The sequence below is a fragment of the Desulfovibrio desulfuricans DSM 642 genome (genome assembly GCF_000420465.1).
Classification (GTDB): Bacteria; Desulfobacterota; Desulfovibrionia; order Desulfovibrionales; family Desulfovibrionaceae; genus Desulfovibrio; species Desulfovibrio desulfuricans.
The window spans coordinates 76,423-99,615 of sequence record NZ_ATUZ01000014.1; the positions used below are offsets into that span (position 1 = coordinate 76,423).

The 23,193-nt window shown below is 61.3% G+C and carries 18 protein-coding genes; 11 read left to right on the top strand and 7 right to left on the bottom strand.

The window, feature by feature from the left end:
* Positions 1-15: 15 nt before the first annotated feature.
* A complete protein-coding gene (locus G449_RS16570; protein WP_022658888.1) occupies positions 16-1,272 on the bottom strand; it encodes a multidrug effflux MFS transporter in 1,257 nt (418 codons plus the stop codon).
* A 117-nt stretch (positions 1,273-1,389) separates the two neighbouring features.
* Here G449_RS16570 and G449_RS0108530 point away from each other — a divergent pair, with 117 nt between their 5' ends.
* The 5 genes from G449_RS0108530 (at position 1,390) to G449_RS0108550 (ending at position 6,977) form a co-directional block, all read left to right on the top strand.
* Positions 1,390-3,720, top strand: coding sequence for an ATP-dependent helicase (locus G449_RS0108530; RefSeq protein ID WP_022658889.1), 2,331 nt, complete (start codon positions 1,390-1,392; stop codon positions 3,718-3,720).
* A 1-nt stretch (position 3,721) separates the two neighbouring features.
* Positions 3,722-4,789: a thiamine-phosphate kinase gene (gene thiL / locus G449_RS0108535; RefSeq protein ID WP_022658890.1), complete on the top strand. Its 1,068-nt coding sequence runs from the start codon at positions 3,722-3,724 to the stop codon at positions 4,787-4,789.
* A gap of 33 nt (positions 4,790-4,822) precedes the next feature.
* Entirely contained in the window at positions 4,823-5,464 is a 642-nt protein-coding gene (locus tag G449_RS0108540; protein WP_022658891.1) for a class II aldolase/adducin family protein, read from the top strand.
* Between the two features lie 142 nt (positions 5,465-5,606).
* Entirely contained in the window at positions 5,607-6,398 is a 792-nt protein-coding gene (locus G449_RS0108545; RefSeq protein ID WP_022658892.1) for a DUF4198 domain-containing protein, read from the top strand.
* 90 nt (positions 6,399-6,488) lie between these two features.
* On the top strand, positions 6,489-6,977 hold the full coding sequence (locus G449_RS0108550; protein ID WP_022658893.1) for a hypothetical protein: 489 nt from the start codon (positions 6,489-6,491) through the stop codon (positions 6,975-6,977).
* An 85-nt stretch (positions 6,978-7,062) separates the two neighbouring features.
* Here G449_RS0108550 and serS read toward each other — a convergent pair whose 3' ends face one another.
* Entirely contained in the window at positions 7,063-8,337 is a 1,275-nt protein-coding gene (gene serS / locus G449_RS0108555; RefSeq protein WP_022658894.1) for a serine--tRNA ligase, read from the bottom strand.
* A 239-nt stretch (positions 8,338-8,576) separates the two neighbouring features.
* Here serS and G449_RS0108560 point away from each other — a divergent pair, with 239 nt between their 5' ends.
* From G449_RS0108560 to G449_RS17800, 4 genes are all read left to right on the top strand, one after another.
* Positions 8,577-9,161, top strand: coding sequence for a YajG family lipoprotein (locus G449_RS0108560; protein WP_022658895.1), 585 nt, complete (start codon positions 8,577-8,579; stop codon positions 9,159-9,161).
* Between the two features lie 13 nt (positions 9,162-9,174).
* A complete protein-coding gene (locus G449_RS16575; RefSeq protein WP_159060458.1) occupies positions 9,175-10,611 on the top strand; it encodes a translation initiation factor IF-2 in 1,437 nt (478 codons plus the stop codon).
* Positions 10,608-10,952 carry a hypothetical protein gene (locus G449_RS0108570; protein WP_022658897.1) on the top strand — a complete coding sequence of 115 codons (345 nt, stop codon included), beginning with the start codon at positions 10,608-10,610 and terminating at the stop codon, positions 10,950-10,952. Before G449_RS16575 ends, G449_RS0108570 begins: the two co-directional genes overlap by 4 nt.
* 370 nt (positions 10,953-11,322) lie before the next feature.
* Positions 11,323-12,585, top strand: a complete 1,263-nt coding sequence (locus tag G449_RS17800; protein WP_022658898.1) for a sensor domain-containing diguanylate cyclase — start codon at positions 11,323-11,325, stop codon at positions 12,583-12,585.
* A gap of 84 nt (positions 12,586-12,669) precedes the next feature.
* Here the strand turns inward: G449_RS17800 and G449_RS0108580 are convergent, their stop codons facing one another.
* The 4 genes from G449_RS0108580 to G449_RS0108600 all read right to left on the bottom strand — a co-directional run bounded on the left by G449_RS0108580 (position 12,670) and on the right by G449_RS0108600 (position 17,104).
* Entirely contained in the window at positions 12,670-13,161 is a 492-nt protein-coding gene (locus tag G449_RS0108580; protein ID WP_022658899.1) for a hypothetical protein, read from the bottom strand.
* A gap of 171 nt (positions 13,162-13,332) precedes the next feature.
* Positions 13,333-14,397, bottom strand: coding sequence for a signal peptide peptidase SppA (gene sppA / locus G449_RS16585; RefSeq protein ID WP_245170795.1), 1,065 nt, complete (start codon positions 14,395-14,397; stop codon positions 13,333-13,335).
* A 351-nt stretch (positions 14,398-14,748) separates the two neighbouring features.
* On the bottom strand, positions 14,749-16,428 hold the full coding sequence (locus G449_RS0108595) for an AMP-binding protein (protein WP_022658902.1): 1,680 nt from the start codon (positions 16,426-16,428) through the stop codon (positions 14,749-14,751).
* 106 nt (positions 16,429-16,534) lie between these two features.
* Positions 16,535-17,104, bottom strand: coding sequence for a helix-turn-helix domain-containing protein (locus G449_RS0108600; protein ID WP_022658903.1), 570 nt, complete (start codon positions 17,102-17,104; stop codon positions 16,535-16,537).
* A 176-nt stretch (positions 17,105-17,280) separates the two neighbouring features.
* Here G449_RS0108600 and hypF point away from each other — a divergent pair, with 176 nt between their 5' ends.
* Positions 17,281-19,782 carry a carbamoyltransferase HypF gene (gene hypF / locus G449_RS0108605; protein ID WP_034605480.1) on the top strand — a complete coding sequence of 834 codons (2,502 nt, stop codon included), beginning with the start codon at positions 17,281-17,283 and terminating at the stop codon, positions 19,780-19,782.
* Between the two features lie 51 nt (positions 19,783-19,833).
* On the opposite strand, the gene G449_RS0108610 is transcribed toward hypF, so the two are convergent.
* On the bottom strand, positions 19,834-21,249 hold the full coding sequence (locus G449_RS0108610) for an RsmB/NOP family class I SAM-dependent RNA methyltransferase (protein ID WP_022658905.1): 1,416 nt from the start codon (positions 21,247-21,249) through the stop codon (positions 19,834-19,836).
* Positions 21,250-21,467: 218 nt separating this feature from the next.
* On the opposite strand from G449_RS0108610, the gene G449_RS0108615 reads away from it, so the two are divergent.
* Positions 21,468-23,147 (top strand): FG-GAP repeat domain-containing protein, encoded by a 1,680-nt coding sequence (locus G449_RS0108615; protein ID WP_022658906.1) that lies wholly within the window; start codon positions 21,468-21,470, stop codon positions 23,145-23,147.
* Positions 23,148-23,193 lie beyond the last annotated feature (46 nt).

Here is a 23,193-nt window from a genome sequence, read left to right on the forward strand (position 1 = left end):
CAGAAACGACATGGCTCAGGCCTGCTTTTCCCGCAATACGCGCTTTTGCATTTCGCGGTTGCCAATTTGTCCAAGTACTGCGGCGGCAAGCCCCGTGCAAGCGCTCACCAGCCCCAGCGGCACAGCGGTATCTCCCCCGGCCAGCCCCACAAGGGGCGAAGTGCACGCGCCAAAAATAAAGACCGCCACGCCCAGAATGCCCGAGGCTGTTCCCGCGCCCACATTTTGCGCGCTGATGCCAAGGGTAAAGCTGGTGGGGAGCGTCATGCCCTGAAGGGCGATCATGAAAAACAGCCCCACGAGCAGCGGCAAGGGCGAAGCTGGCGCAATCACCGTCACGGCCAGCACACCAAGGCAGGCCGCGCAGCGCAGCGCGTTGCCGATCTGCAGCAAACGGGCTTCGCCAAAGCGGCGCGAGAGCCGTGCTGTGGCAAGGGCGACAAACATGACGCTCAAGGCGTTGCAGCCAAAAATGACGCTGTAGCCCTGCGGCGAAATGCCGTACATGCCCTGCAGCACAAAGGGCGAGGCCGCCACGTAGCCGAAAAATCCGCCCATGGTGAAGCCCTGCACACCCACATAGCACATAAAGGGCTTTTGCCGCAAAAGCTCGCCCATGGCCTTCCAAGAGGCGCGCAAGCCGCCCTCGCGGCGCATGGTTTCCGGCAGGGTTTCGGGCAGGCCCACAGCGCTCAGCACGATCAGCAGTACCCCAAAGCCCGTCAGAAAATAAAAAATCAGGGGCCAGCCGCTCAAGGACGCCAGCCAGCCGCCCAGAAGCGGCCCGGTAATGGGAGCAATGCCGTTGACCGCCATGAGCAGGCTCATGAAGTTGGTCAGCTCCGGCCCGCGAAACAGGTCGCAGGCCATGGCGCGGGCCAGCACAATGCCCCCTGCCCCGCCAAGCCCCTGCGCAAAACGCAGGGCAATAAAGCTGTTGCCCGTTTTTGCCGCTGCGCAGCATATGGAAGCCAGCGTAAAGAAGATCAATGCCACGAACAACGGCTTGCGCCGCCCTGTGGAATCTGAAATGGGCCCCACAAACAATTGCCCGAGGGCCATGCCCAGCAGACAGGCCGTGATGGTCAACTGGGTTGTTGCCGTGGAAATGTCAAGGTCTGCCGCCAGCGCGGGCAGACTTGGCAGATAGGTATCGGTACACAGCGGGCCAAAGGCGGCCATCATGCCCAGCAAGAGCGCCAGAAACAGCCTGCGGCGGCGTGGCAGCTTTGCGCCGGCACCCACAATATAATCATTTTCCGTAATGCGCATGTTTGTCCCTTTTCTTTTCTTTGCGCGATATTCGGGACGGGCGCGGGCAAAGTCAAGGGCGGGGAATGCCCCTGCGCGGCGCTGGTATGCGCTGCCGCCTTATGCTACCCTGCGCCCATGATTGATTACGCTCAAGCCCTTAACGAAGCCCAGTACGAGGCAGCCACCTGCGGCGACGGCCCGGTGCTGGTTGTGGCAGGCGCAGGCAGCGGCAAAACCCGCACCATCGTCTACCGTCTGGCATGGCTGGCAGAACACGGCGTGGAACCTGACGCCATGCTCTTGCTCACCTTTACCCGCAAGGCCGCGCATGAAATGCTGCACCGTGCGGGGCTGTTGCTCAATCAGGGGCTTGCGGGCGTGCAGGGCGGCACCTTCCACGCCTTTGGCTTTGGGGCGCTCCGGCGCTGGAAGCCCGCGTGGCTTGGCGACAGGCCCTTTACAGTCATGGATTCCGCCGACATCAACGAGGCGGTCAAACACTGCAAGGATCAGCTCAAGCTGGGCAAGGGGGACAGGTCGTTTCCCAAGACCCAGAGCATTGTGGGGTTGCTGAGCAAGGCCCGCAACAAGGAATTGCCGCTGGACGAAGTGCTGCGGCGCGAGGCCTTTCACCTGCTGCCCCACGCCGAGGGTCTGGCCCGGCTGGGTGATGCCTACAATGCCTACCGCCGCGACAAGGGCCTGCTGGATTACGATGATCTGCTGTTCGAGCTTGAGGCCCTGCTGCGCGAGAATCCGCTGGCAGCCGCCTCGCTGCGGCAGAGGTTCAGCCATATTCTTGTGGACGAGTATCAGGATACAAACCTGGTTCAGGCCCGCATTGTGCGCCTGCTGGCAGGGCCGATGGACGGCCCCCCAGGCAACGTCATGGCGGTGGGCGACGAAGCCCAGTCCATCTATGCTTTTCGCGGTGCCAACGTGCGCAACATATTGGACTTTCCCACGCTTTTTCCCGGCGCGCGCGTGGTGCGGCTGGAAGAAAACTACCGTTCCACCAAGCCAGTGCTGGATGTGGCCAACAACCTGCTCTCCCACGCTGCGGAATCCTTCCGCAAAAACCTCTTCACGCGCAAGGAAGGCGGCGACCCGGTGCGACTTGTGACGCCGCTCAGCGACATGAGTCAGGCCAAGCTGGTGGTGCGCCGGGTTGAAGAACTGCTGACGACACATCTGCCGCATGAAATCGCGGTGCTTTTCCGCGCTGGCTTCCATTCCTACAATCTGGAAATGGCCCTCAATCAGGCGGGCATTGCCTTTCGCAAATACGGCGGGCTGCGCTATACCGAGGCCGCCCACGTCAAGGATGTTATTGCCTACGCGCGCCTGCTGCTCAACCCGCTCGACCTGCCCGCCTTTGCCCGTGTGGCGGCCCAGCACAGCGGCATTGGCCCCAAGACGGTGGAAAAACTCTATGCCGTGGCCCGCAGCGGCGACCAGAAATCCACAGAAAAAGCCTTTGCCAAGTATCCAGGCTTTCTGGAAGACATGCGCTTTGTGGACGACCTGCGCGCCCGGCCCATGCCGCCCTCGGGCACGCTATCATCAGTTCTTGAACATTACCGCCCCCGCCTCGAGGCCCTTTACCCCGAAGACTGGCCCCGCCGCCAGCAGGGGCTGGAAGAAATCATCCAGATGGCCTCCGGTTACAGCGAGCTGGATCTCTTTGTGGCAGATCTGGCCCTTGAAGCGCCGGAAGACGATGACGCCGACAGCAACGAGGGCAAGATCACCCTTTCCACCGTGCATTCAGCCAAGGGGCTGGAGTGGAACGCCGTTCTGATCATTGATCTGGTGGAAGACCGCTTTCCCTCGCGCCACGCTCTGGCGCGGCCAGAAGATTTTGAAGAAGAACGCCGCCTCATGTACGTGGCCTGCACCCGCGCGCGCCAGTGCCTTGACCTTTACGCCCCGGCCTCGCTCTACAACAGGGCGGAGCGCGGCAGTCAGCACGTGAGCCAGAGTCCCTTTGTGCGCGAGCTTGCGCCCGGCATGGTTGAAGAATGGATTGAAGGCTTCGGCGGCGTGCTTTCGCGCCGCAGCGTTGGCGGCGTGGGCTTTGGGCGCAAACCCGCCGTGCCTTCAGCTGGCGGGCCTGGTGGAGCGCAGGGCTTTTCGGGCGGGCTTTTGCCGCGTCCGCAACGCCCGCCAAGCCACGATGTCTATGACGACTGCCAGCTTGCGCCAGACGATGCGCCGGGCTGCGCGTCAGCGAGAGGCCCGGCTGGGCAGGCCCTTCCCTTTGCGAATCCCGTGTCCGCCCCTGCGGCGGCTCATGGGAGTTCAGGGCCGCAGGCCGCAGGCGATGGTGAACTGTGCTACTGCCGCCACCGTATTTTCGGGCGCGGCAAGATCGTACGCCATCTGCCGCCGGACAAGGTGCAGGTGAATTTCCCCGGCTTTGGCCTCAAGGTCATTCTGAGCGAATATCTGATTCTGGAGAGCTGATATGGTTCCGCCCCACGCATCCCCTGTTTCTCATGGCTCTCTTTCTGAAGACGGCATTCTGGCCTGTCTTGGCAGACATTTTCCGCAAACCGGGCCTTCCCTGCTGCTGGGCAGGGGCGACGACTGCGCCGTGCTGCGCGGCGGCAAGCCCCTTGCCGTGAGCAGCGACCTTTTTCTGGAAGACGTGCATTTTCGCCGCTCGTATTTTACCCCTGAAGAAACAGGCTACAAGGCGCTGGCCGTCAATGTGAGCGATCTTGCGGCCTGCGGGGCGCGGCCCGCGGCCTTTACCCTGTGCCTCGGCCTGCCCGGCTGGGTGGACGAACCGTGGCTGGACGCGTTTTTCTCCGGCATGGCCGGTCTTGCCAAGCAACACAACATGGTGCTGGCTGGAGGCGATCTTTCCGGCTGCGAGCGTCTGCATATTTCTGTGACCGTGTGGGGCGAGCCCGCCGACCCCGGAACCTTTCTTGTGCGCGGCGGCAGCATGCCCGGCGATGTGCTTTTTGTGGTGGGACGTCTGGGCCTTGCCCGCGTGGGGCTCAAAGCTCTTGAAGCTCAGGGCCGCGCTGCCCTGGCGCAGTGGCCCGCCGCCTGCGCGGCGCACCTGCACCCCGAGCCGCAGGTGGACGCTGGCCTCATGCTGGCCCGGGCAGGATTCAACGCCCGGCCGCCTGCGCTCATGGATGTTTCTGACGGCATCATGCGCGATCTACCCCGGTTGCTTGGTCTTACGGGCGAGTTGAGCGCTGCGGGTCAGGTCTCGCGCGGCAGCCTGGGGGCGGAGATTATGCTGGCCCGTGGGCAACTGCACCCGGAAGTAGTGAGCTATGCCGAAGCCAATGGCAGAAATCCTGTGCACGAAGCCCTGCTTGGCGGCGAGGATTACGCCCTGCTTGGTTCGTGCGCGCCCGACATGCTGCCCCCCCTGCATGCGGCCATACCGCGCCTCACGAGCATCGGCGTTGTGACTGCGGGCGGCGGCATTGTGTGCAACAACGAACCGCTGGACACTCTGGCGGACATGCGCGGCTTTGACCACTTTGAACGCAAAGGGCAGGAAGCCTGACATACGCGCATGGCAAAACAAAGGAAACCCCGCATGAGCATCACCTCGCAGCGGCCAACAACCGCGCCGATCCCAGAAGATCAACCTTCCATTCCTTCTGAAATGGTTGAAGAATTTCGGGCAGTTTGCCGCGATGCATGGAAGCAGGGCCTGCTGTCCGGCTGCAACGGCAACGCCAGCCGCAGGCTTGGCAGCCATACGCCGGGGCTTATCTGCGTCACTCGCAGTGGCGCTGCCAAGGGCAGGCTGACCGCCGCCGACTGCTGCCTTATGGACATCGCCACAGGCGCCGCCGTGTCAGGAGGGCCAGCATCCACAGAATCGGGCATGCACCTTGCCATCTACCGTGCCCGCCCGGACTGTAATGCCATCCTGCACACCCACCCCCGCCGTCTGCTCGCCTTGAGTCTGCGGCTGGCGGGCAGGCAGGAGGACTTTTTGCGCCTGCCCCTTTTTGAAGCAGAAGTGTGGCGTGCCAAGCTGGGCTTTGCCCCGGCCCTGCCCCCCGGCACCACCGAGCTGGCAGATGCCGTGGCTCTGGCCGCCAGCGGCAAGGATGCCGTGTGGATGGCCGGGCATGGCTTGTGCTGCCTTGGGCGCACCCTGGCCGAAGCCCTGTGTCTGGCTGAAGAACTGGAACATCTGGCCGCACTGCAGATACTTGCCACGGTTTAGTGCAAGCATTGCCGCCCGCTCCTTGCAGCCCGCATTTTGCGGGCTTTTTTTGCGCCCATGAGTGTTACAACTTGCAAAAACATATGCGCCGCTGTAGCATACACTATATTTTCGTAACACAAACTCAAAGGAGCCCCCCACCATGCATATCCGTTCGCACTTCTACGCTGCTCTGGCCCTTATGGGTCTCATGATTTCCAGCACTGCCGCCCTGGCCCACGAATTTATCCTCAAGCCCGACACGGCAACCCCCGCCGCCGGGCAAAAAACCCGCATGCAGGCGCAGGCAGCTCATGTGTTCATGGTCAGCGAAGAAGCCGAAAATCCCGCCAACGTGCGCCTGTACCTCTTGCAGGGCGACAAAAAAACCGACATCGCCTTAGTGGAAGACAAGGCGCTTGTTTCGCTGGTGGGCGACTTCACCCTCGCGCAGAACGGCCCTGCCATGCTGGTGGGCCACCGCCTGCCCCAGATATGGTGCGAAACAACGCAGGGTGAAATGGAAGGCAGCCGCGCCGCCCTTGAAGCCAAGGGCATGAAGGTCAAATCTTCCGGCAAGTATGAAAAATTCGCCAAGACTCTGCTCAATCCCGCCAGCAACGACACCCTGTTCGGCAAGGCTCTTGGCCAGGATCTGGAACTTGTGCTGCTGACCAATCCCGCAGACATCAAGCCCGGCGCACCCCTGAACGTACAGGTGTTGCTGCGCGGCAAGCCCGTGCCCAATGCCACTGTGGGCTTGACCCACGATGCCTTCAGCAAGGAGCAGGACACCTACAAATCCAAGGCGCAGACCGATGCGCAGGGCAAGGCCTCCTTTACCGTGGACAAGCCCGCCCTGTGGATGCTGCGCACCACGGTGGTGGAAAAGACCCCCGGCGCGGATGCTGACGAGCACCATCTGCGCGCCACCTATGTGTTCCCCGTAAAGTAGACCCCATATCCACACGCAGGCAGGCGGGGGAAGGTTCGCTCTCTCCCGCCTGATCGCATTCCCACACCTGCTTGAGGCAAGGATAGTTATATGCGCATTTTTCTTTTGGGGCGCTGCGCCGCCATCTGTCTTGCGGTTGCGCTGCTTCTGGCAGGCGCTGCGGCTCGGGTTTCGGCCCATGCCCTGTATGCGGCAGACACCCGGCACGACGGCGTGGTGCTTGTGCAGTTTGCCTATTCCAGCGGCGAGCAGCCCACCTATGCCAAGGTGGAGGTTTACAGCCCCGCAGACGACAAGGTGGAATTTCAGAATGGCCGCACGGACGCGCAGGGGCGATTTGCCTTCATGCCTGATGCGCCGGGCCGCTGGCGCATTATCATGGCCGACAACATGGGGCACAGGGTTGAACACCCGGTGGAGGTCAGCGCCGCTCAGGGGGCCACAGCCGCAGACAGCGGGCACGATGCGGGGCCGGGCGGCTTTGCCATGCCCTTGCGCATTCTGCTGGGCCTGAGCCTGATCGCCAACATGGCGCTGGCGGCTGCCGTGCTGCGGCGCAGAAAAAAACTTACGGTCTGACCGCCGCTCCAAATTATTTTTGACCGCAAAAAAACCGGGCGCCTCCTGATGGAAGCACCCGGTTTTTACATCTGGCAAACAACGCTTATTTCGGCTCGATAACTTCTCTGCCGCCCATATAGGGAACCAGCGCCTTGGGCAGCACAAGGCTGCCGTCCTTTTGCTGGCAGTTTTCAAGGATGGCGGCAATTGTGCGGCCCGTGGGCAGGCCGGAGCCGTTAAGCGTGTGCAGGAACATGGCCTTGCCGCCCTTGGGCTTGAAGCGGATATCAGCCCGGCGGGCCTGAAAATCCGTGCAATTGGAGCAGGACGAAATTTCACGGAAGGTTTTTTGCGTGGGCAGCCACACTTCCACATCATAGGTCTTGGCAGAGCTGAAGCCCATGTCGCCCGTGCAGAGCGTGATGACGCGGTACGGCAGTTCGAGCATTTCCAGCAGGTTGCAGGCATGACCGCGCATGATTTCAAGCTGGTTGAAGCTGTCGTCAGGATGGGCGAAACGCACCATCTCGACCTTGGTGAACTGGTGCATGCGGATAAGGCCGCGCGTATCCTTGCCCGCGCTGCCCGCCTCGGAGCGGAAACAGGGCGTGGCCGCGCAGTAGGCGCGGGGCAGATCGGCCTCGTCCAGCACTTCGCCAGCGTGCAGGTTGGTCAGCGGCACTTCGGCAGTGGGGATCAGGTAGTATTCCCACTCGCGCAGCTTGAACAGATCTTCCTCAAACTTGGGCAACTGGCCCGTGCCTGTCATGCTGGCGCGGTTGACCATGTAGGGCGGACAGGCTTCAATATAGTCTTCGGCCACTGTGTGCTGATCGAGAAAAAAGTTCACCAGTGCGCGCTCAAGGCGTGCGCCCCAGTTCAGAGACACCACAAAGCGGCTGCCGGTCAGACGGGCGGCGCGCTCAAAATCAAGCCCGCCAAGGGCTACGCCCAGATCGCCATGCTCGCGCGGCTCAAAATCAAATTCGCGCGGCGTGCCCCAACGGCGCACTTCCACGTTTTCCGATTCGTCCTTGCCCACTGGCACGGTGGCGTCAGGCAGGTTGGGTACGCGCATGAGCCAGGTTTCCACATCGGCCTTGGCCTGGGCGGTTTCAACGTCCAGTTCCTTGATACGGTCGGAAACGCCGCTCATTTCGGCCAGCAGGGCCGTGGCATCTTCGCCCGCGCGTTTTTTGGCGGCCACTTCGGCAGAGGCCGCGTTGCGGCGGCTCTTGAGGGTTTCCACCTCGGTCAGCAGGGCGCGGCGGCGGGCGTCCAGCGCCAGAAATTCATTAACATCCAGATCCGAATGCCGGTCGGTCAAAGCCTTGGTCAGCACTTCGGGCTGCTTTTGCACCAGTTTGAGGTCAATCATAGCCGCTCCTGAAAAAAACGCGCACCGCGCGGGATATAGCAGAATCTGCTCCTCATGAGGATGGGGAGCGCAACAGACAGGCTGTAGCACGCTGGGCCGCTGCCTGCAAGGCGGCCGCACACGGCCTGTATCTGACAATCCGGCGCAGGCAGACCTGCAAACCTTGCAAAAGGCAAATTTTGCGTATACGTAGTAACGAGTATTCTGGAGATTTTCTATACAAGTTACGTGAGGCCGTCATGAAACATTTACGCATTGTTCTTTGTGTATCCCTGCTGGCGTTGCTTGCAGCCTGCGGGCCGAGCAACAATGTTCGACTCTTGCCGCCGCCCGCTCTGGACGCTTCAGTGCTTCCTTCTCCCAACGCACCCCGTGTGACCGTTGTGATGTTTGAAGACAAACGCATGGATCAGACCGTCATCGGCACCCGCCGCGACAGCAGCGCGTTTGTCACCACCGACAATGTCGCCCAGTGGATCAGCAAGGCTCTGGCCGATGAACTTGCGCGCAACGGCATGCAGGTTTCCTACTCCATCAGCGTGAACGAAGCGCGCAAGGGCAACCCCGACTTTATGGTCACTGGCCAGGTCGACGAAGCCAACATCCGCGAAACGTCCACCACCGACATGTCAACATCGCTGCGCGCAAACTACGTGCTTGCCAACCGGCAGGCGCGCATCCTGCGTGAATCGCTCAACGCGTCACAGTCGCGCACCGGCCTGCCCTCAGGCAGCGCTGCCGACAACCTGATGCTGGAAACTCTGCGCGACCTGGTCAAGCCCATGGCGCACAAGATTGTCCAGACCATCGAGGCAAAAAAATAAGCCCATGCGGGCCTTGCGTACATTTTTTTCCAGCTTGCCCCTGGCGGCTCTGCTGGGAACTTTTGCCCTGCCGCCGGTCTTGCTGACCGGCGGCGCGGCATGCGCAGCAGAACACACGCCCGGCCCTCCGGCGGCAGTCTCTGCCGCTGACAAACCAGCAACTGCGGGTAAGGGTAGCAACGGCAATACGGCTGACAACAACCCAGCCGAAAGCGCCAGCCCAACGCCTGATCCGCTCTCGCCTTTGCAAAACGGCCCATCTGCTTCCAGACCAGGCCCCCTCCCCCTGCCATCGCCCGTTCTTCGCAGCGCGCACTGCCCCGCCGCTCCACTGCCCCCGCATGCCCAAAGGCTGTGCGCGGAAGCCGCCGCCCTTCTGGATGCCCTGCACACTGCCGCAGCAGCCCTGCCCAACAGACGCGACATCCGCATGGGCATTACCGATTTCAACGAATACACGGCGCTGGCCGCAGAGCTGTACACCCCGCTGACAGAGGTTGACCATGCTGCCGCTGGTGGGGATTCCGGCGCGCAAAGCATCACAGTCACCTTGCTGGCCCGACCCGACGCGGCGGAAACGCTGCTGCGGCTGCTGCGCAATCCTGATGCCCTGAAAGTGCGGCGCTTGCTGCTGGCAGACCTGATGGCCGCAACGGCAAACGCCCGGCAGGTCGCTCAGGAGGTTGCCACTGCCGATGCCCTGCCCGGAGCGGGCGGCTCCGGCGATGCAGGCCCCGGTTCTGGCGGTACGTGGTATATTGCCAAGGCGACACCGCCGGGGCAGTTGACCCAGCACCCTCCCATGCCGACCCCCGAGGGTATCGCCAGGGAGACGGCGCAACAGAACGCGAGGCAGAAAGCAGACGCCCTGGCAGACTCTCTTGCCGCCGCCATTGCGGCTCTGGATACATTGCGCCTTTCGCCCGAGGGCTGGCTGACCTCGGCAGACTCTCTGGCAGTCCTTGAAAAATCTGCCGTCAATCTGCCGCAGAGCGCCGCAACCCAGCTACTTCTGAGCGAGGCACTTTTGCAGGCGGGCATGCCGCAGCGCAGTATCGCCTCCTGCACTGCCGCGCTGGAGCTTGCCCCCGGCCTTGGGCGCGCGCGGTACATCCGCGCACTGGCCCACTGGCGCTTGCAGCAACTGGCTCTTGCCGAAGATGACCTGAGCGCCGCGCTGGAAGCCACAACGGATGCTTTTCCCCACACTTCGGATAAAGTCCGGCTTTTGCGGGCGCGCGGCGCGTTGCGCATGCTGCGCAGCAACGAACCCGGCATGTGTGATGATCTGGCCGCCGCCTGCGCTCTGGGCGACTGCGATGGCCTTGCCGCCGCCCGTGGGCAGCAGATGTGCCTTACATCTTCAAGGCAAGAGGGAGGCCAGCCCGCGGTTGATGCCGTCACGCCCCAACCGCCCGTCAAGGCTGGCGACACGGCCGAAAAACCATGAGCCGATCCCCTCTGCTTAAGGTTTACGGGCATGTGTATCCTGTAAACGATGATTTTTACGCGGCCCTGGAACAGGCCTGCGCCGGTGCCATGCCGGATGAAGATGACGTGCCTGTTCTTGAGCGTGACGGCGACATGGCCCGCATTTCCTTTGAAGGCATGTACTTTCCCGTGGATGAAGTATTGGCTGTGCTTGGGGAGCACCTATGCCCGGAACATAAGGGAAAGCTCGACGTACTTGATATGGAGGGCTGGCGGCTTAATCGCCACACCTTCAACTGCGGACGTATTGAAAGCCACCGTGCTCCGCTGAACAATGTTCTGGATTACTCCGGCCATTGATTTCAGAATTTTGCCCTTCCTGCCTGAATTTCGTCATATTCCACAAAGGCATTCCGTGTTTGTGCCGCTGCGCCAAAATGTGATTTGATCACATTTTACTCTCGAATTTCCGCGCCAAAAAAATATGGTTTCCATATTTTTTTGTTTGCGCCCTCCCTTTGCTCCCATAATCACAACCATTGTGCCCGCCGGATATTTGGCATCTTCGATATTTCTTTGGCACTCGCCTTTCTGTCCGAAATCTCTGGCGAAATAGTTCCCTTCTATATATTCTGGCGTTGAAATCGACAGAGTCTTTGCCGCAGTTCCGCGCCAGCAGGGGCAATGCCCCTGAACCAGTCAGGGCGGCAAAGGAGGGGGAATCGTGTCGATGCAAAAAAACACCAGAAAATCATTTTGCTGGGGCGTTGACCCTGATCTGGCCTATCGCCATGTGGATGCGGCAAAGGAGCGGTTGCTGGATTTACCAGTGGGATCACTCGCGGGCAAATCTCTGGTTCATTGCATGCACCCGGACGATGCCGCCATGCTGCGCCGCGCTCTTGCTTCTGCCGAGCCAAGGGCGCTCACAGGCTGCACCGTGCGCTATGTGTGCCCAAAGGGTACACACACGGTTACCAGCCTGAGCATAAAACCACTACGCAGTGCCTGCGGCACACTTCTCGGCTTTGAAGGCGAAGAACACAACATAGGCACTGTGGACATGCGTGGAGATCTCACGCCCATTTTTGAGGAGGTGTTTGCGCACGATTTCATGGCGCTCTGCATCGTCAACAGGGATGGGCAACTGCTGGCGGTCAACGCGCAGTACGCCATTATTGCGAACAAGCCCGCCAACACGCTGGTGCGCGCCCACATTCTTGAAGCGGGCATTCCCTCTGTTGAAGATGTGGACAGGGCGTTCAGCATCCTTCCTTCTGGCAACGCCATCTCCGAGCAGGAGATCATCTGGGACGGCAAGGACTACGTCATGGCCATGTACGGCCTGCCCGATGCCTGCGGCGAGATTCGCTCCATCTGTGTTTCGCTGCGCGACATAAGCCTGCGCAAGGGGCTGGAGCGCCGGCTGGAGGCCGCCAATCGCCAACTGGAAGAGATGAATCTCAAGGATTACCTGACAGGCGTGTTTAACCGCCGCCATTTTGATGAAGCCCTGCAAAGGGAAGTGGCGCGCCTTGCCCGTGAAGGCGGCGAAATGTGCATTGGCATGGTCGATGTGGACAAGTTCAAGCTGTACAACGACGCCTATGGGCACCTTGCCGGGGACGACTGTCTTGCCCGTGCGGCAAAAGCCATGAGCGCCGCGCTTTTCAGGCCCGGTGACGAACTGTTTCGCTACGGAGGCGAAGAATTCGCCATCATCATGCCCCAGACAGGCAAGAAAAGCGCCACAATGGTTGCCGAGCGCGTGCGCGAAGCCATCAGCGCTCTGCGCATCCCCCACTGCCAAAGCGCCCTTGGACATGTGACCATCAGCATAGGCGTTGCGGCGCTTGATGCAACCAGCGCCCTGTCAGGCTACATGGCCTGCGAAGAACTTATCAGAGTAGCGGACAAAGCCTTGTACGCAGCTAAAAACAGCGGGCGCAACAAGGTCGCCTCAGCCGCATGCAGCCTTGCTGAGAGCGATTAGCAGTGCAAAACAAAGCCCCGCTGGTTTATCCGGCGGGGCTTTGCGGTTATGGCAAGCTTGATTAAAAGCGCGTCTGGCGCAGGCCTATTCCCGCTCAAAAAGTGATTTCTGGATCAGGGCGTCCGCACGGTCATCGGCCCCGCGCAGGGAATCATAGGCCTTTTGCAGGGCATCGGGCCAGTCCGTGTCGCTCACATCACTGATAAACAGCAAGGTCAGATCCCCCTCAGTGGACACATCCGCATGGGTCATGACCCTGCCGGACATGGCCTGGAACGTCCAGCCGCCGCCGTCGTCAGCCTTTGAAGGCGCAGTGCCTTTAAGCCTACCCGACTGCTTTTCGGCAAACTGCTTGGGCGTCATATTGCCGGTTTCCGCCTTGGTAAAAATACCAATGGAAAAAAATGAATCCTGCCCGCAGGTAACTGTTACAATGCTTTCTTTTTCTGTTGCCGAGCACTTGGCGGGCAAATCTATGCTGAAATGGTTAAATTTTTTTTCCGCAGCGGCAGCCGCCCCGCACAGGCCCGCCAACAGCACACAGGCCATCAATGAACCCAACAGCGCATATTTCATGGACAAGCTCCTTGAAATGTCCGCGCAGCGCGCGGTATTTTTCGGGCGGAAGTATCGCACAAGGAAGGGCGGCTGTCTAGAACAGCCGCCCGCAATACTCATAAGGACATAATTTTGTTAAGTATTATTGCCAGAGCGCGTTGGCGCTGGCAATATCTGTAACACTGCCCCCTAAAACTGATAAAGAAACACCGGGCTGCTGGAAGAAAGGCTGCCCAGCGCGCTCAGATCTACCCCAAGCATGGTCTTGAGACTGCGCGGTAGCCAGCCGCCTTCCTTGGGCCGGGTCACAAGCTTGCGCTCCGCTGGTACGCCGCACTGCTCCGAAAGCCAGACCAGGGCCGTTTGCTGCCCGCCCAGTTCATCCACCAGTCCAAGCTGCACGGCCTCACGCCCGGTAAAAATCTTGCCGCTGGCAAGCGCGGCGGCGCGGGCATGCTCCATATGCCGCCCATCGGCCACGATATCCACAAACTGCTGGTGCATGTCGTCCAGCACTTTTTTAAAATAGTCGCGCTGTTCGGTGCTCAGCGGGCGCATGTAGGAGCCTGCGTCTTTGTAGGGGGCGGTGGTTATGGTCTCCTGCCCCACGCCGATTTTACCCATAAGACCCTGTAACTGCGGGATGTCCATGCGTACGCCAATGGAACCTGTCACGGTGGAGGCATTGGCAAACACGCGCGACCCAGCCATGCTGACCATCAGCCCGCCCGAAGCAGCCAGAGAACCCATGCTGACAGCCACGGGCTTTTTGCGGGCCAGCTCGCGCACGGCGCTATAAATTTCCTGCGATGCCGCTGCGCCCCCGCCAGGCGAATCCACGCGCAGCAGCACACCCGCTATCATGGGGTCGCGCTCCACCTTGCGTATCCACTCAAGGGCAGGTTCCGGATCCATGATGGGGCCGGAAACAGACACAAGGGCTATGCGCTGGCCGCCCATGAGGCCATTGCTGCCAAGGGCAGCGCCAAACACGCCGACACCTGCCAGCAAAAGCAGTATAAGCCCCCAAAAGATGACCGGATGCCGCTTGCGGAACGGACGGCGCAGCAGATCCTTCCATACGTTTGCCGGAACCTGCGCCAGCGGGCAGACGCAGGGCTGCCCCCCAGATGGAGATGCGGATGACGCAGTGGATGACGACTCGGGCGTAGCCGCAGGGATGGAAGCAGACATGGCGTCAGCATGACCGACTTCGCTGGCGGCAGACATGGACAGGGGTTGATCTGTATTCAATGAAAATTCCTGATTGCTCATAACGCTCTTTGACCTGATTGTAGTTGTGATGGGCCTTGGCCCGAAGGTGGAAAAATTGCAGGCTGGCGGCGCTATCGGCGGGGATGGCCGCATGCCTGTTCAATGGCTTGGGAAATATTTTATGGCAAGGGGCTGTGCACACGGTTGGGCTGACGGCAGAGGCCGGAGACTGGCGCGGAGCGGGATTGTTCATGCAGGTTTATGCGGCGCCAAACTATCTGCCCGGTTCGTGGCGCGCATGGCTGCCCAAAGGAGCCTGCACTTTTCAGGCACAGCCTGATGATCTGTTGCACTGGCGCGCCCCGCAAGATGCAGGGCGCGCCCTTATGCTCAGCGTTGCATGGGCTCGGGCCAGAATTCTGCAGCCATTTCGCGCAGTTTGAACTTCTGGATTTTGCCGCTGGCCGTGAGCGGGAACCCTGTTATTGTTTTGATGTACTTGGGTATCTTATACCACGACACCTTGCCGCGGCAAAAATCACGCACGTCTTCCGGCAGAATTTCCACACCTGGGCGGGGGATGATGAAGGCCGCGACCTCTTCGCCGTACTTGCGGCTGGGAACAGCCACAACCTGCACGTCCAGAATGCCGGGCATGCCCAGAAGGAACTCTTCAACCTCACGCGGATAGATGTTTTCGCCGCCACGGATAATCATATCCTTGATGCGGCCTGTCACACGCAGGTAGCCGTTTTCGTCCATAACGCCCAGATCGCCGGAATGCAACCAGCCCTCGGGGCTGATGGCCTTGGCCGTATCATCGGGCATATTGTAGTAGCCCTTCATGACATTGTAGCCGCGGCAGAGGATTTCGCCCACCTCGCCGCGCGGCAGTTCCTCGCAGGTATCGGGGTCGCCCACGCGCACCTCAATGCCGGGCATGGCGCAGCCCACGGTTTCGCAGCGCAGCGACAGGGGATCGTGGATGTCCGACTGGGTCATCACCGGCGAAGCTTCCGTAAGGCCGTAGCAGATGGTGATTTCCGTCATGTTCATGTCGTCCACCACACGGCGCATGAGCGGCTCGGGGCAGACGGAACCGGCCATGATGCCGGTGCGCATGTGCGAAAGGTCAAAACGCTTGAAGAGTGGATGCTCCAGCTCTGCCAGAAACATGGTGGGCACGCCGTACACAGCCGTGCAGCGTTCGCTGTCGAGGGCAGCCAGCACCTTGAGCGCGTTGAACGACTCAAGAATAACCATGGTCGCGCCGTGATTCACTGCGGCGGAGACGCCAAGCACGCAACCGAAGCAGTGGAACAGCGGCACAGGCAGGCACACCCTGTCTTCCGCGCCGAAATTCTGGTGGCGGCCAATCCAGTACCCGTTCAGCCCCACGCCCACATGGGTCAGCATGACCCCGCGTGGAAAGCCCGTGGTGCCCGAGGTGTACTGCATGTTGATGACATCCCACGGCTGGAGCAGGGCCTGACGGGCGGCGTATTCCGCCTCGTCCACCATGACGGAAAGAGAGAGTATTTCCGGCACGGAATACATGCCCCGGTGCTTTTCCGCCCCCAGAAAGCACACACGCTTGAGGTGCGGCAGGCTTTTGCACACAAATCTGTCGCGCGACTGCAAACGCAGCTCCGGCGCGATGCGGTAAAGCGTGTCCAGATAGTCGTGGTCGCGCACGCTGTCGATAAGAAAAATATTTTCGCACTCGGAGTGGGTGAGCAGATAGCGCAATTCGTGTTCACGGTAATTGGTGTTTACCGTAATCAGTATGGCGCCGATTTTTGCCGTGGCAAACTGCAATGCTACCCAGTACGGCACGTTGGTGGCCCATACCGCGACCTTTTCGCCCTTTTGCACGCCAAGAGCCATCAGCCCCTTGGCGAAATCGTCCACCAGAGCGCCAAATTCGCTCCAGGTCTGGCGATAGTTGCGGTCAGGGTATACCAGGGCTTCATTATCGGGAAAGCGCGCCACAGTGTGGTCAAGCACCTGCCCCAACGTCCATTCACGCAGTTCAAACTGTGCCTGACGCTCACGAACTTTTTCTTCCATGCATCCTCCCAAAGGCGTGTTGCGGCGAGTGCGCCGCTGTTACGCGGTGTGCGGTCTGAAGGGCTTTGAATCGCGCCCGGAGCAGACCAACAGAAAGTGAAATGCCCTAGGGATTGTAGGTCACAGCCAGAAATTCCACAGGCTCGTCGCCCGCAGCGCCCACGTAATGAGGCACAATGGAATTGTAGTAAATTGTTTCGCCGGGCTTGAGCACGCGGGTTTCGCGCCCATAGACCACAAGCAGTTCGCCCTTGAGCACGCAGATAAATTCCTCGCCCTGATGCGAGGTGGTCTTGCGTTCGCCGCTGTCGGGGAAAATGCGGATGTGGAAGGGTTCCATGTTGCGGTCGTTCTTGCCCTTGGCCAGCGCATGATAGGTATAGCTGGAGCGGGGTACGCGCCCTGTGTGCAGCGCTTCATCGGCCTCGGCCTCGCCATTGATGCTGCTCACCACCGGGTCGCGCGAAAACTGGTCGTCCAGAAAAGTGCCAAGGCGCACGCCAAGAGCGCGGGCCACCTTTTGCAGGGGGCCGATACAGGGATAGATGGCGTCTGACTCCAGCTTTTCAAGATAGTCTTCCGTAAGGCCCGTATTCTGGGAAAGAGTTTGCAGGTCAACTTCGCGTTCTTCGCGAAATCCACGGATGCGGGAACCAATGGTACGCACGGGGGGCATAGACGCTCCTGATTGCCGGATATGCCGGGTTGGATGCCGCGCTGGCAGGATGACGTGGCGGCAAGCAACCAACTAAATACCGAAAAGCCCGTACGCTCGCAAGCAAACATGCGCTGTTGAGCGGTCATACCGTACCCCTGCTGACACATTTTGCTCTTTGCGCTATGATGAAAAGCATGAGCAAACAACCGTTGGTCAGAAGGGCCTTTGTGGCTTCCGGGCAGGTGCAGGGCGTGGGTTTTCGCCCCTTTGTCTATCGCCTTGCAGCCGAAGGCGGGCTTACAGGCACTGTGGGCAACACCTCAGAAGGCGTGCGTATGGAAATGCAGGGCGCAGAGGCAGAAGTGCAGCGCTTTGGCCGCCGCCTGCGCGCCGAACTGCCGCCGCTGGCACGGCTGACCGGTGTGGGCGAACACGACCTGCCTGTTGTGGAGGATGAAACAGCCTTCCGCATTGTTCCCAGCTCAGGGCAGGCAGCGCACAGCGTGCTTGTAAGCCCGGATATGGGCGTATGCGCCGACTGCCTCGCCGACATGCGCGATCCGGCCAACCCCCGCTACCAGTACGCCTTTACCAACTGCACCAACTGCGGGCCGCGCTATACCATCACGCGCTCCATTCCCTATGACCGCGCTGTCACATCCATGAGCTGTTTCCCGCTCTGCCCCCGGTGCAGCACAGAATATGCCGACCCGGCAGACAGGCGCTTTCATGCCCAGCCCGTGGCCTGCCCAGCGTGCGGGCCGCGCCTGTGGTTTGTGGATAAGGCGGCTGCCAGCAAGGGCAACACAGCGCCGACCGCAGAAAATCAGCAACAGGCTCTGGAACAGGCCGTGCAGACCCTGCTCCACGGCGGGATTCTGGCGCTCAAAGGTCTGGGGGGCTTTCAACTGGCCTGCGATGCGCGCAATGCCCAAAGCCTGCAAGAGCTGCGGCGGCGCAAAACACGCCCGCACAAGCCGCTGGCCCTCATGGTTGGTGATCTGGCAACAGCCCGCGCCCTGTGCGACCTCACACCGGAACACGAGGCTCTGCTGCAAAGCCCGGAAAAGCCTGTTGTTCTCTGCCCCCGCCGCAGCACGCCGCAACATGGTGCAGCCATTCAGGATGATGCTGCATATTTGCCGCATGAGGTAGCTCCCGACACTGGCAAGATCGGTATCATGCTCGCTTACACGCCCCTGCATGCCGTACTTTTCAGCCACCTTGCAGAATGCACGTCCTTGCCGCCCGTGCTGGTCATGACCTCGGCCAATGCCGGGGGCGAACCCATTTGCCTTGGCAACCGCGAGGCTCTGGCCCGGCTTGCCTATCTGGCGGACGCATGGCTGCTGCACGACCGGGATATTCTGGTGCGCGTGGACGACAGTGTGGTGACGCTCCAGCCGAGCCTGCCCGGCGCAGATGCGCACGGCACACCTGCGACCGCAAACCAGCTTGCCGAACCGCTGTTCTACCGCCGCGCCCGGGGCTATGTGCCGCGCCCGGTTTTTCTGCCCAAGGCGGACCAAAACGCCCCTTGCGTGCTGGGAACCGGGGCGGAGCTCAAGGCCACCATTTGCCTGACGCGCGGGGCCGAGGCCTTTGTGGGCCAGCACATCGGCGATCTGGAAAATCCCGCCACCCTGAGTTTTTATGAGGAGGTGGCCGCGCATCTGGAAAAACTGCTGGAGGTGCGGCCCGAGGCTCTGGTGTGCGATGCGCACCCCGATTTTCTTTCCACCCGCTATGCCGAGGCCCGCGCAGAACGCGAGGGCCTGCCCCTGTGGCGCTTGCAGCACCACGCCGCCCACGCCGCTGCGGTTTTGGCCGAAAACAGCCACTACGGCCCGGCGCTGGCCCTCTGCCTTGACGGCACGGGGCTTGGCGGTGATGGAACAGTATGGGGTGGAGAACTGCTGTTCATGGAGCTTGAGCAGGCTCAGTGGCGCAGGGTGGGCCGTCTGGCCCCCTTTGCCTTGCCGGGCGGAGATGCGGCAGTGCGCCAACCCTGGCGCATTGCGCTGGCCCTGCGCAGCCTTTGCGAGCAGGCGGAAATTCCCCTCCCGTCACTGCACACCCCCTGGCTGCCGGAACAGACGCAGGCCGCAGATGCTGTGACAGAAATGCTGCGGCGCGGCATCAACTGCCCGGTCACATCCAGTTGCGGACGCCTCTTTGATGCGGTGGCCGCGCAATTGGGGCTGTGCCTTGATACAAGCTACGAGGGTCAGGCCGCCATCCGCCTTGAAGATGCCGCCAACCGGGCAGATGAACGCATACGTACTGCGCTTGAGGGCAAGGCGCGCGACAAGGACGTGGCCGCATTGATCTGGCCCGTGGGTATTGCGCTTCACCACGATTTGCTGGAAATGGACAGCGCGGGCCTGTTTGCCCACGTTGCGCAGGCGCAGGCGCAGGGAATGGACGCCACAGAAGCCGCGGCGCGTTTTCACCTCAGCCTTGCGCGGGCACTGGCAGGCATGGCGGGCCGTGCGGCCCGCAAACTGGGGGCGAGCGGTGTGGGCCTCACCGGCGGCGTATTGCAGAATGCCACGCTGGCGCGGCTGCTGCCGCTGGCGCTGGCGGAACAGGGCCTCACAGCCCTCACCCATCATGAACTGCCGCCCGGCGACGGCGGGCTTTCCCTCGGTCAGGCCGTGTGGGGCAGACTGATGCTGGCAAGGGCTAAACTCTGATTGCAAACACGGCGGGAAACGCAGAAAGCTCTCGACTGACAGTCTCCGCGCCTATTTAAATCCGGCTATGGCCCTGCCCTGCTTGAGAACAATGCGCCCCAAAGGCAGATCGCGCCACCACAGGCCAGCCTCGCGTCCATTCAAACCTGTCTGGCGGCTTTGCCCGCTCAACAGGGCCGTGATATCGGCCACATCGTCCAGCACCAGGCTGGAGGCGGCATCCGGCGGCGACTGCATGAGCACGCGCAGGCGCGGCGCGGCATCCAGCGTTCCGCCGCTGAGCTTCCCCAGCAATGAACCCTGCCATACGCAACCGGGGGGCAAAAGAGCCGTGGCCTGAGGCGACACAAAGCGCACATGTTCACCATACAGCACGGCCCGCCCTGGGGGCAGCAGATCAGGGTTGCAGGTCGCGCCCACAAGGCTTTCCGGCGGCAACGGACTGCCCGAAGGACGTTCAACGGGCTTTCCCGCACGGTCGTCACCGCGATTCCTCCCGGTACGCCGTCCATTGCGCGGGCCAAGGCTCTGGCTCGAACTCTGGCCCGCAAGTGGCCCCCCGGAGGGAACAGAAGCAGGCACGCCCCAAACGGCTGCTTGCGGCTCAGACGCGCTGCTTTCAAAGGGCAAAACCGCCGCATTCTCATTACCCGGTTTGCGGAAAAGGGCCACATAAAATCCCTGAGCCTGCGAGCGTGCGCCATCCACACGCAAGGTGCCTTCACCGCCGGGCATTTCCTCCCACACGAAACCGGGGATGGGATCAAGGTGTTCGCGCTCCAGCCCCAGCTCCTGCTCGGCAAAGCGCACCTGCGCCTCGTTTTCATCCACATTGGTCGTGCAGGTGGAATACACCAGCCGCCCGCCGGGACGCAGCAACGAGGCCGCATGGCGCAGCAGACGGCGTTGCAGCCCGGTGAGGCTGTCGAGCTTGTCGCCCTGCCAGAGCTTGAGCACCTGCGGGTGTTTTTCTGCGGTTCCCCAGCCGGAACAGGGCGGGTCAAGCAGGATTGCGTCCCACGAGCCGGGGCGTAAAGGCAGGGCATCGCCGCTGTACGAACAGGTGGCGGCCTGTATCAGATTAAGCTGGTGCAGGTTGGCCCGCAGGGTGCCAAGGCGCGTGGGCGAAGGCTCGTTGCCGAGCACAAAACCATTGCGCCCCACAAGCTGGGCCAGAAAGCCGGTTTTGCTGCCTGGGCTTGCGCACATGTCGAGCACGGCGCTGCCAGCAGCGGGAGCCAGCGCCAGCGGCGGCAACATGGACGACCGGTCCTGTATATAAATGTAACCGAAAAATGCAGCCAGCGAACCGCCAAGCGGGCGCGGCTCGGCCACAAGGCGGCGGCACAGGGGAGAAAAAGGTTCCGGCTCAAAATCATACCCCTGAGCGCGCAGCAGGGCCTCCACTGCGGGCACCTGCTCCGGGGCGCATACCAGGCGGAAAGAACGGATAAGAGTTTTCGGCATGGCGGCATATTATTGACAGTACGCCCTTCCCGCAAGGAATTTATCTGTTGCGGCGCGCTCCGCAGGCTCCTTGCGTCTTGCACGGCGCTGCAAGTGTGCGTATAGTGCGCCAGTGCGGACGTGCCGGGCTGCATTTGACAGTCGGTACCGGTAGACCGCCACAACGGCCCGTGGCCGTACTTTACCGGGTATTTGCGTGAATACTCAAGGAGAATGGAATGAAATTCGCCATGCGACTGACTTTTTCGGTCTGCCTGCTGCTCGTCGCCGTTGCTGCGGGCGCCGCCAGCGCCGCCGCTAAAAGCGCTGTGGTATTGCCCTTTGTGGTCAATGCCCCCCAGAGCTATGCTTACCTTTCCAAGGCTGTTCAGGCTACCATTCAGGGACGCCTTGACCGCCCTGGCGTGCTTGAAGCCCGTACGGGACAGAACAAGGCCGCCAGCCAGGCAGAAGCCCAGCAGGCGCTCCGCTCTTCTGGTGCAGACAACGCCATATGGGGCTCGGTGAGCGTCATGGGCAACGACTGCACCGTTGTTATGAACAGCGTGGACAAGGCAGGCAAAACCTGGAGCAAAACCGCCCAGGCTCCTGTGAGCGAACTGACCACTTCTGTGCAGAAACTGACCTCGGCCCTGAGCCAGGAAGTGTTTGGTATTTCCTCAGCAATGCGCACCCCCGGCTCCACCGCCTCTGGTTCCCCGCGTGGCGCAACCGCCAATGGCGACATCGTCACCAACGAAACCGGGCAGCAGCAGGTATACCTGAACCCGCAGTTCCGCTATCAGGGCGCTGGCGCTGAAGACGGCTCCCGCCTGCGCACCCAGCGCCTGGGTTACAACATGGTCGATATGGCCGTGGGCGACTTTAACGGCGATGGCAAGAATGAAATCGCCATCCTGAGCGATCACGATCTGCGCATCTACAGCTGGCCCGCCAACGGTCAGCTCCGGCTGATTGGCGAAACCGTGGTTTCGCGCTCCAACAACAACTTCTCCATGCGCGCCATCGACCTCAACCGCGACCGCAGCATGGCTCTTGTTGTGACCACCACCGAAGAATCAAGCAACCGCCCTTACTCCTTCATTTACAGCTTCAAGGGCAACAAGTTCACCACCATTGCCGACCGCATTCCTTACTATGTGAGCGTCATGCGTGTGCCCCCCACCTACAGCCCCACTCTCGTGGGTCAGGGCTGGGATTCGCTCAAGCTCTTCGCCCCCGGCGTGCGCATCATGACCAAGCAGGACGGCAAGTTCACGCTTGGCACCCGTCTTGACCTGCCCACCGGCGCCACCGTGTTCAACTGCGTGTGGCTGCCCGCCGGCAAGAATGGCAAGGGTGAACAGCTTGTCATGCTGACCGACGACGAGCGCATCAAGCTCTTCCAGGGCCACGGCAACACCCTGGTTCACACCACCATGGAACGTTATTCCGGCTCTGCCACGGGCATGGATCACTACAAGGGCATGCCAGGCCTGGGCGTGGACAAAGCCTACCAGTTGCCCAGCAAGTACTACGCCCCCATGCGCCTCATCGCTGCCGACATCGGCAATACCGGCGACTACACGCTGCTGGTCAACAAGCCCATATCCACTGCGGCGCAGTTCTTTGACCGTTACCGTTTCTTCCCCCAGGGCGAAGTTCATGCCCTGTACTGGGACGGCGTGGGCCTTGGCCTCAAGTGGAAGACCCGCCGCATCCGTGGTTCTGTGGCAGAAATCGATTTGGCTGACGTGAACAACGATGGCATCCTTGATCTGGTGGTGGGCCTGAACACCTCGCCCGATCTCGGCATCGGCAGCCGCCAGTGCATGATTACCGCCTATCCTCTGGACGTTTCGGCCACCAACCCCAACGTGCCTGCGGACTTGAGCGACTTTGAAATAAGCCCCAACTAGCGGGGTAAGCGGCCCTTCGCCAGCGCGAGGGGCCGTTTTTATCTGC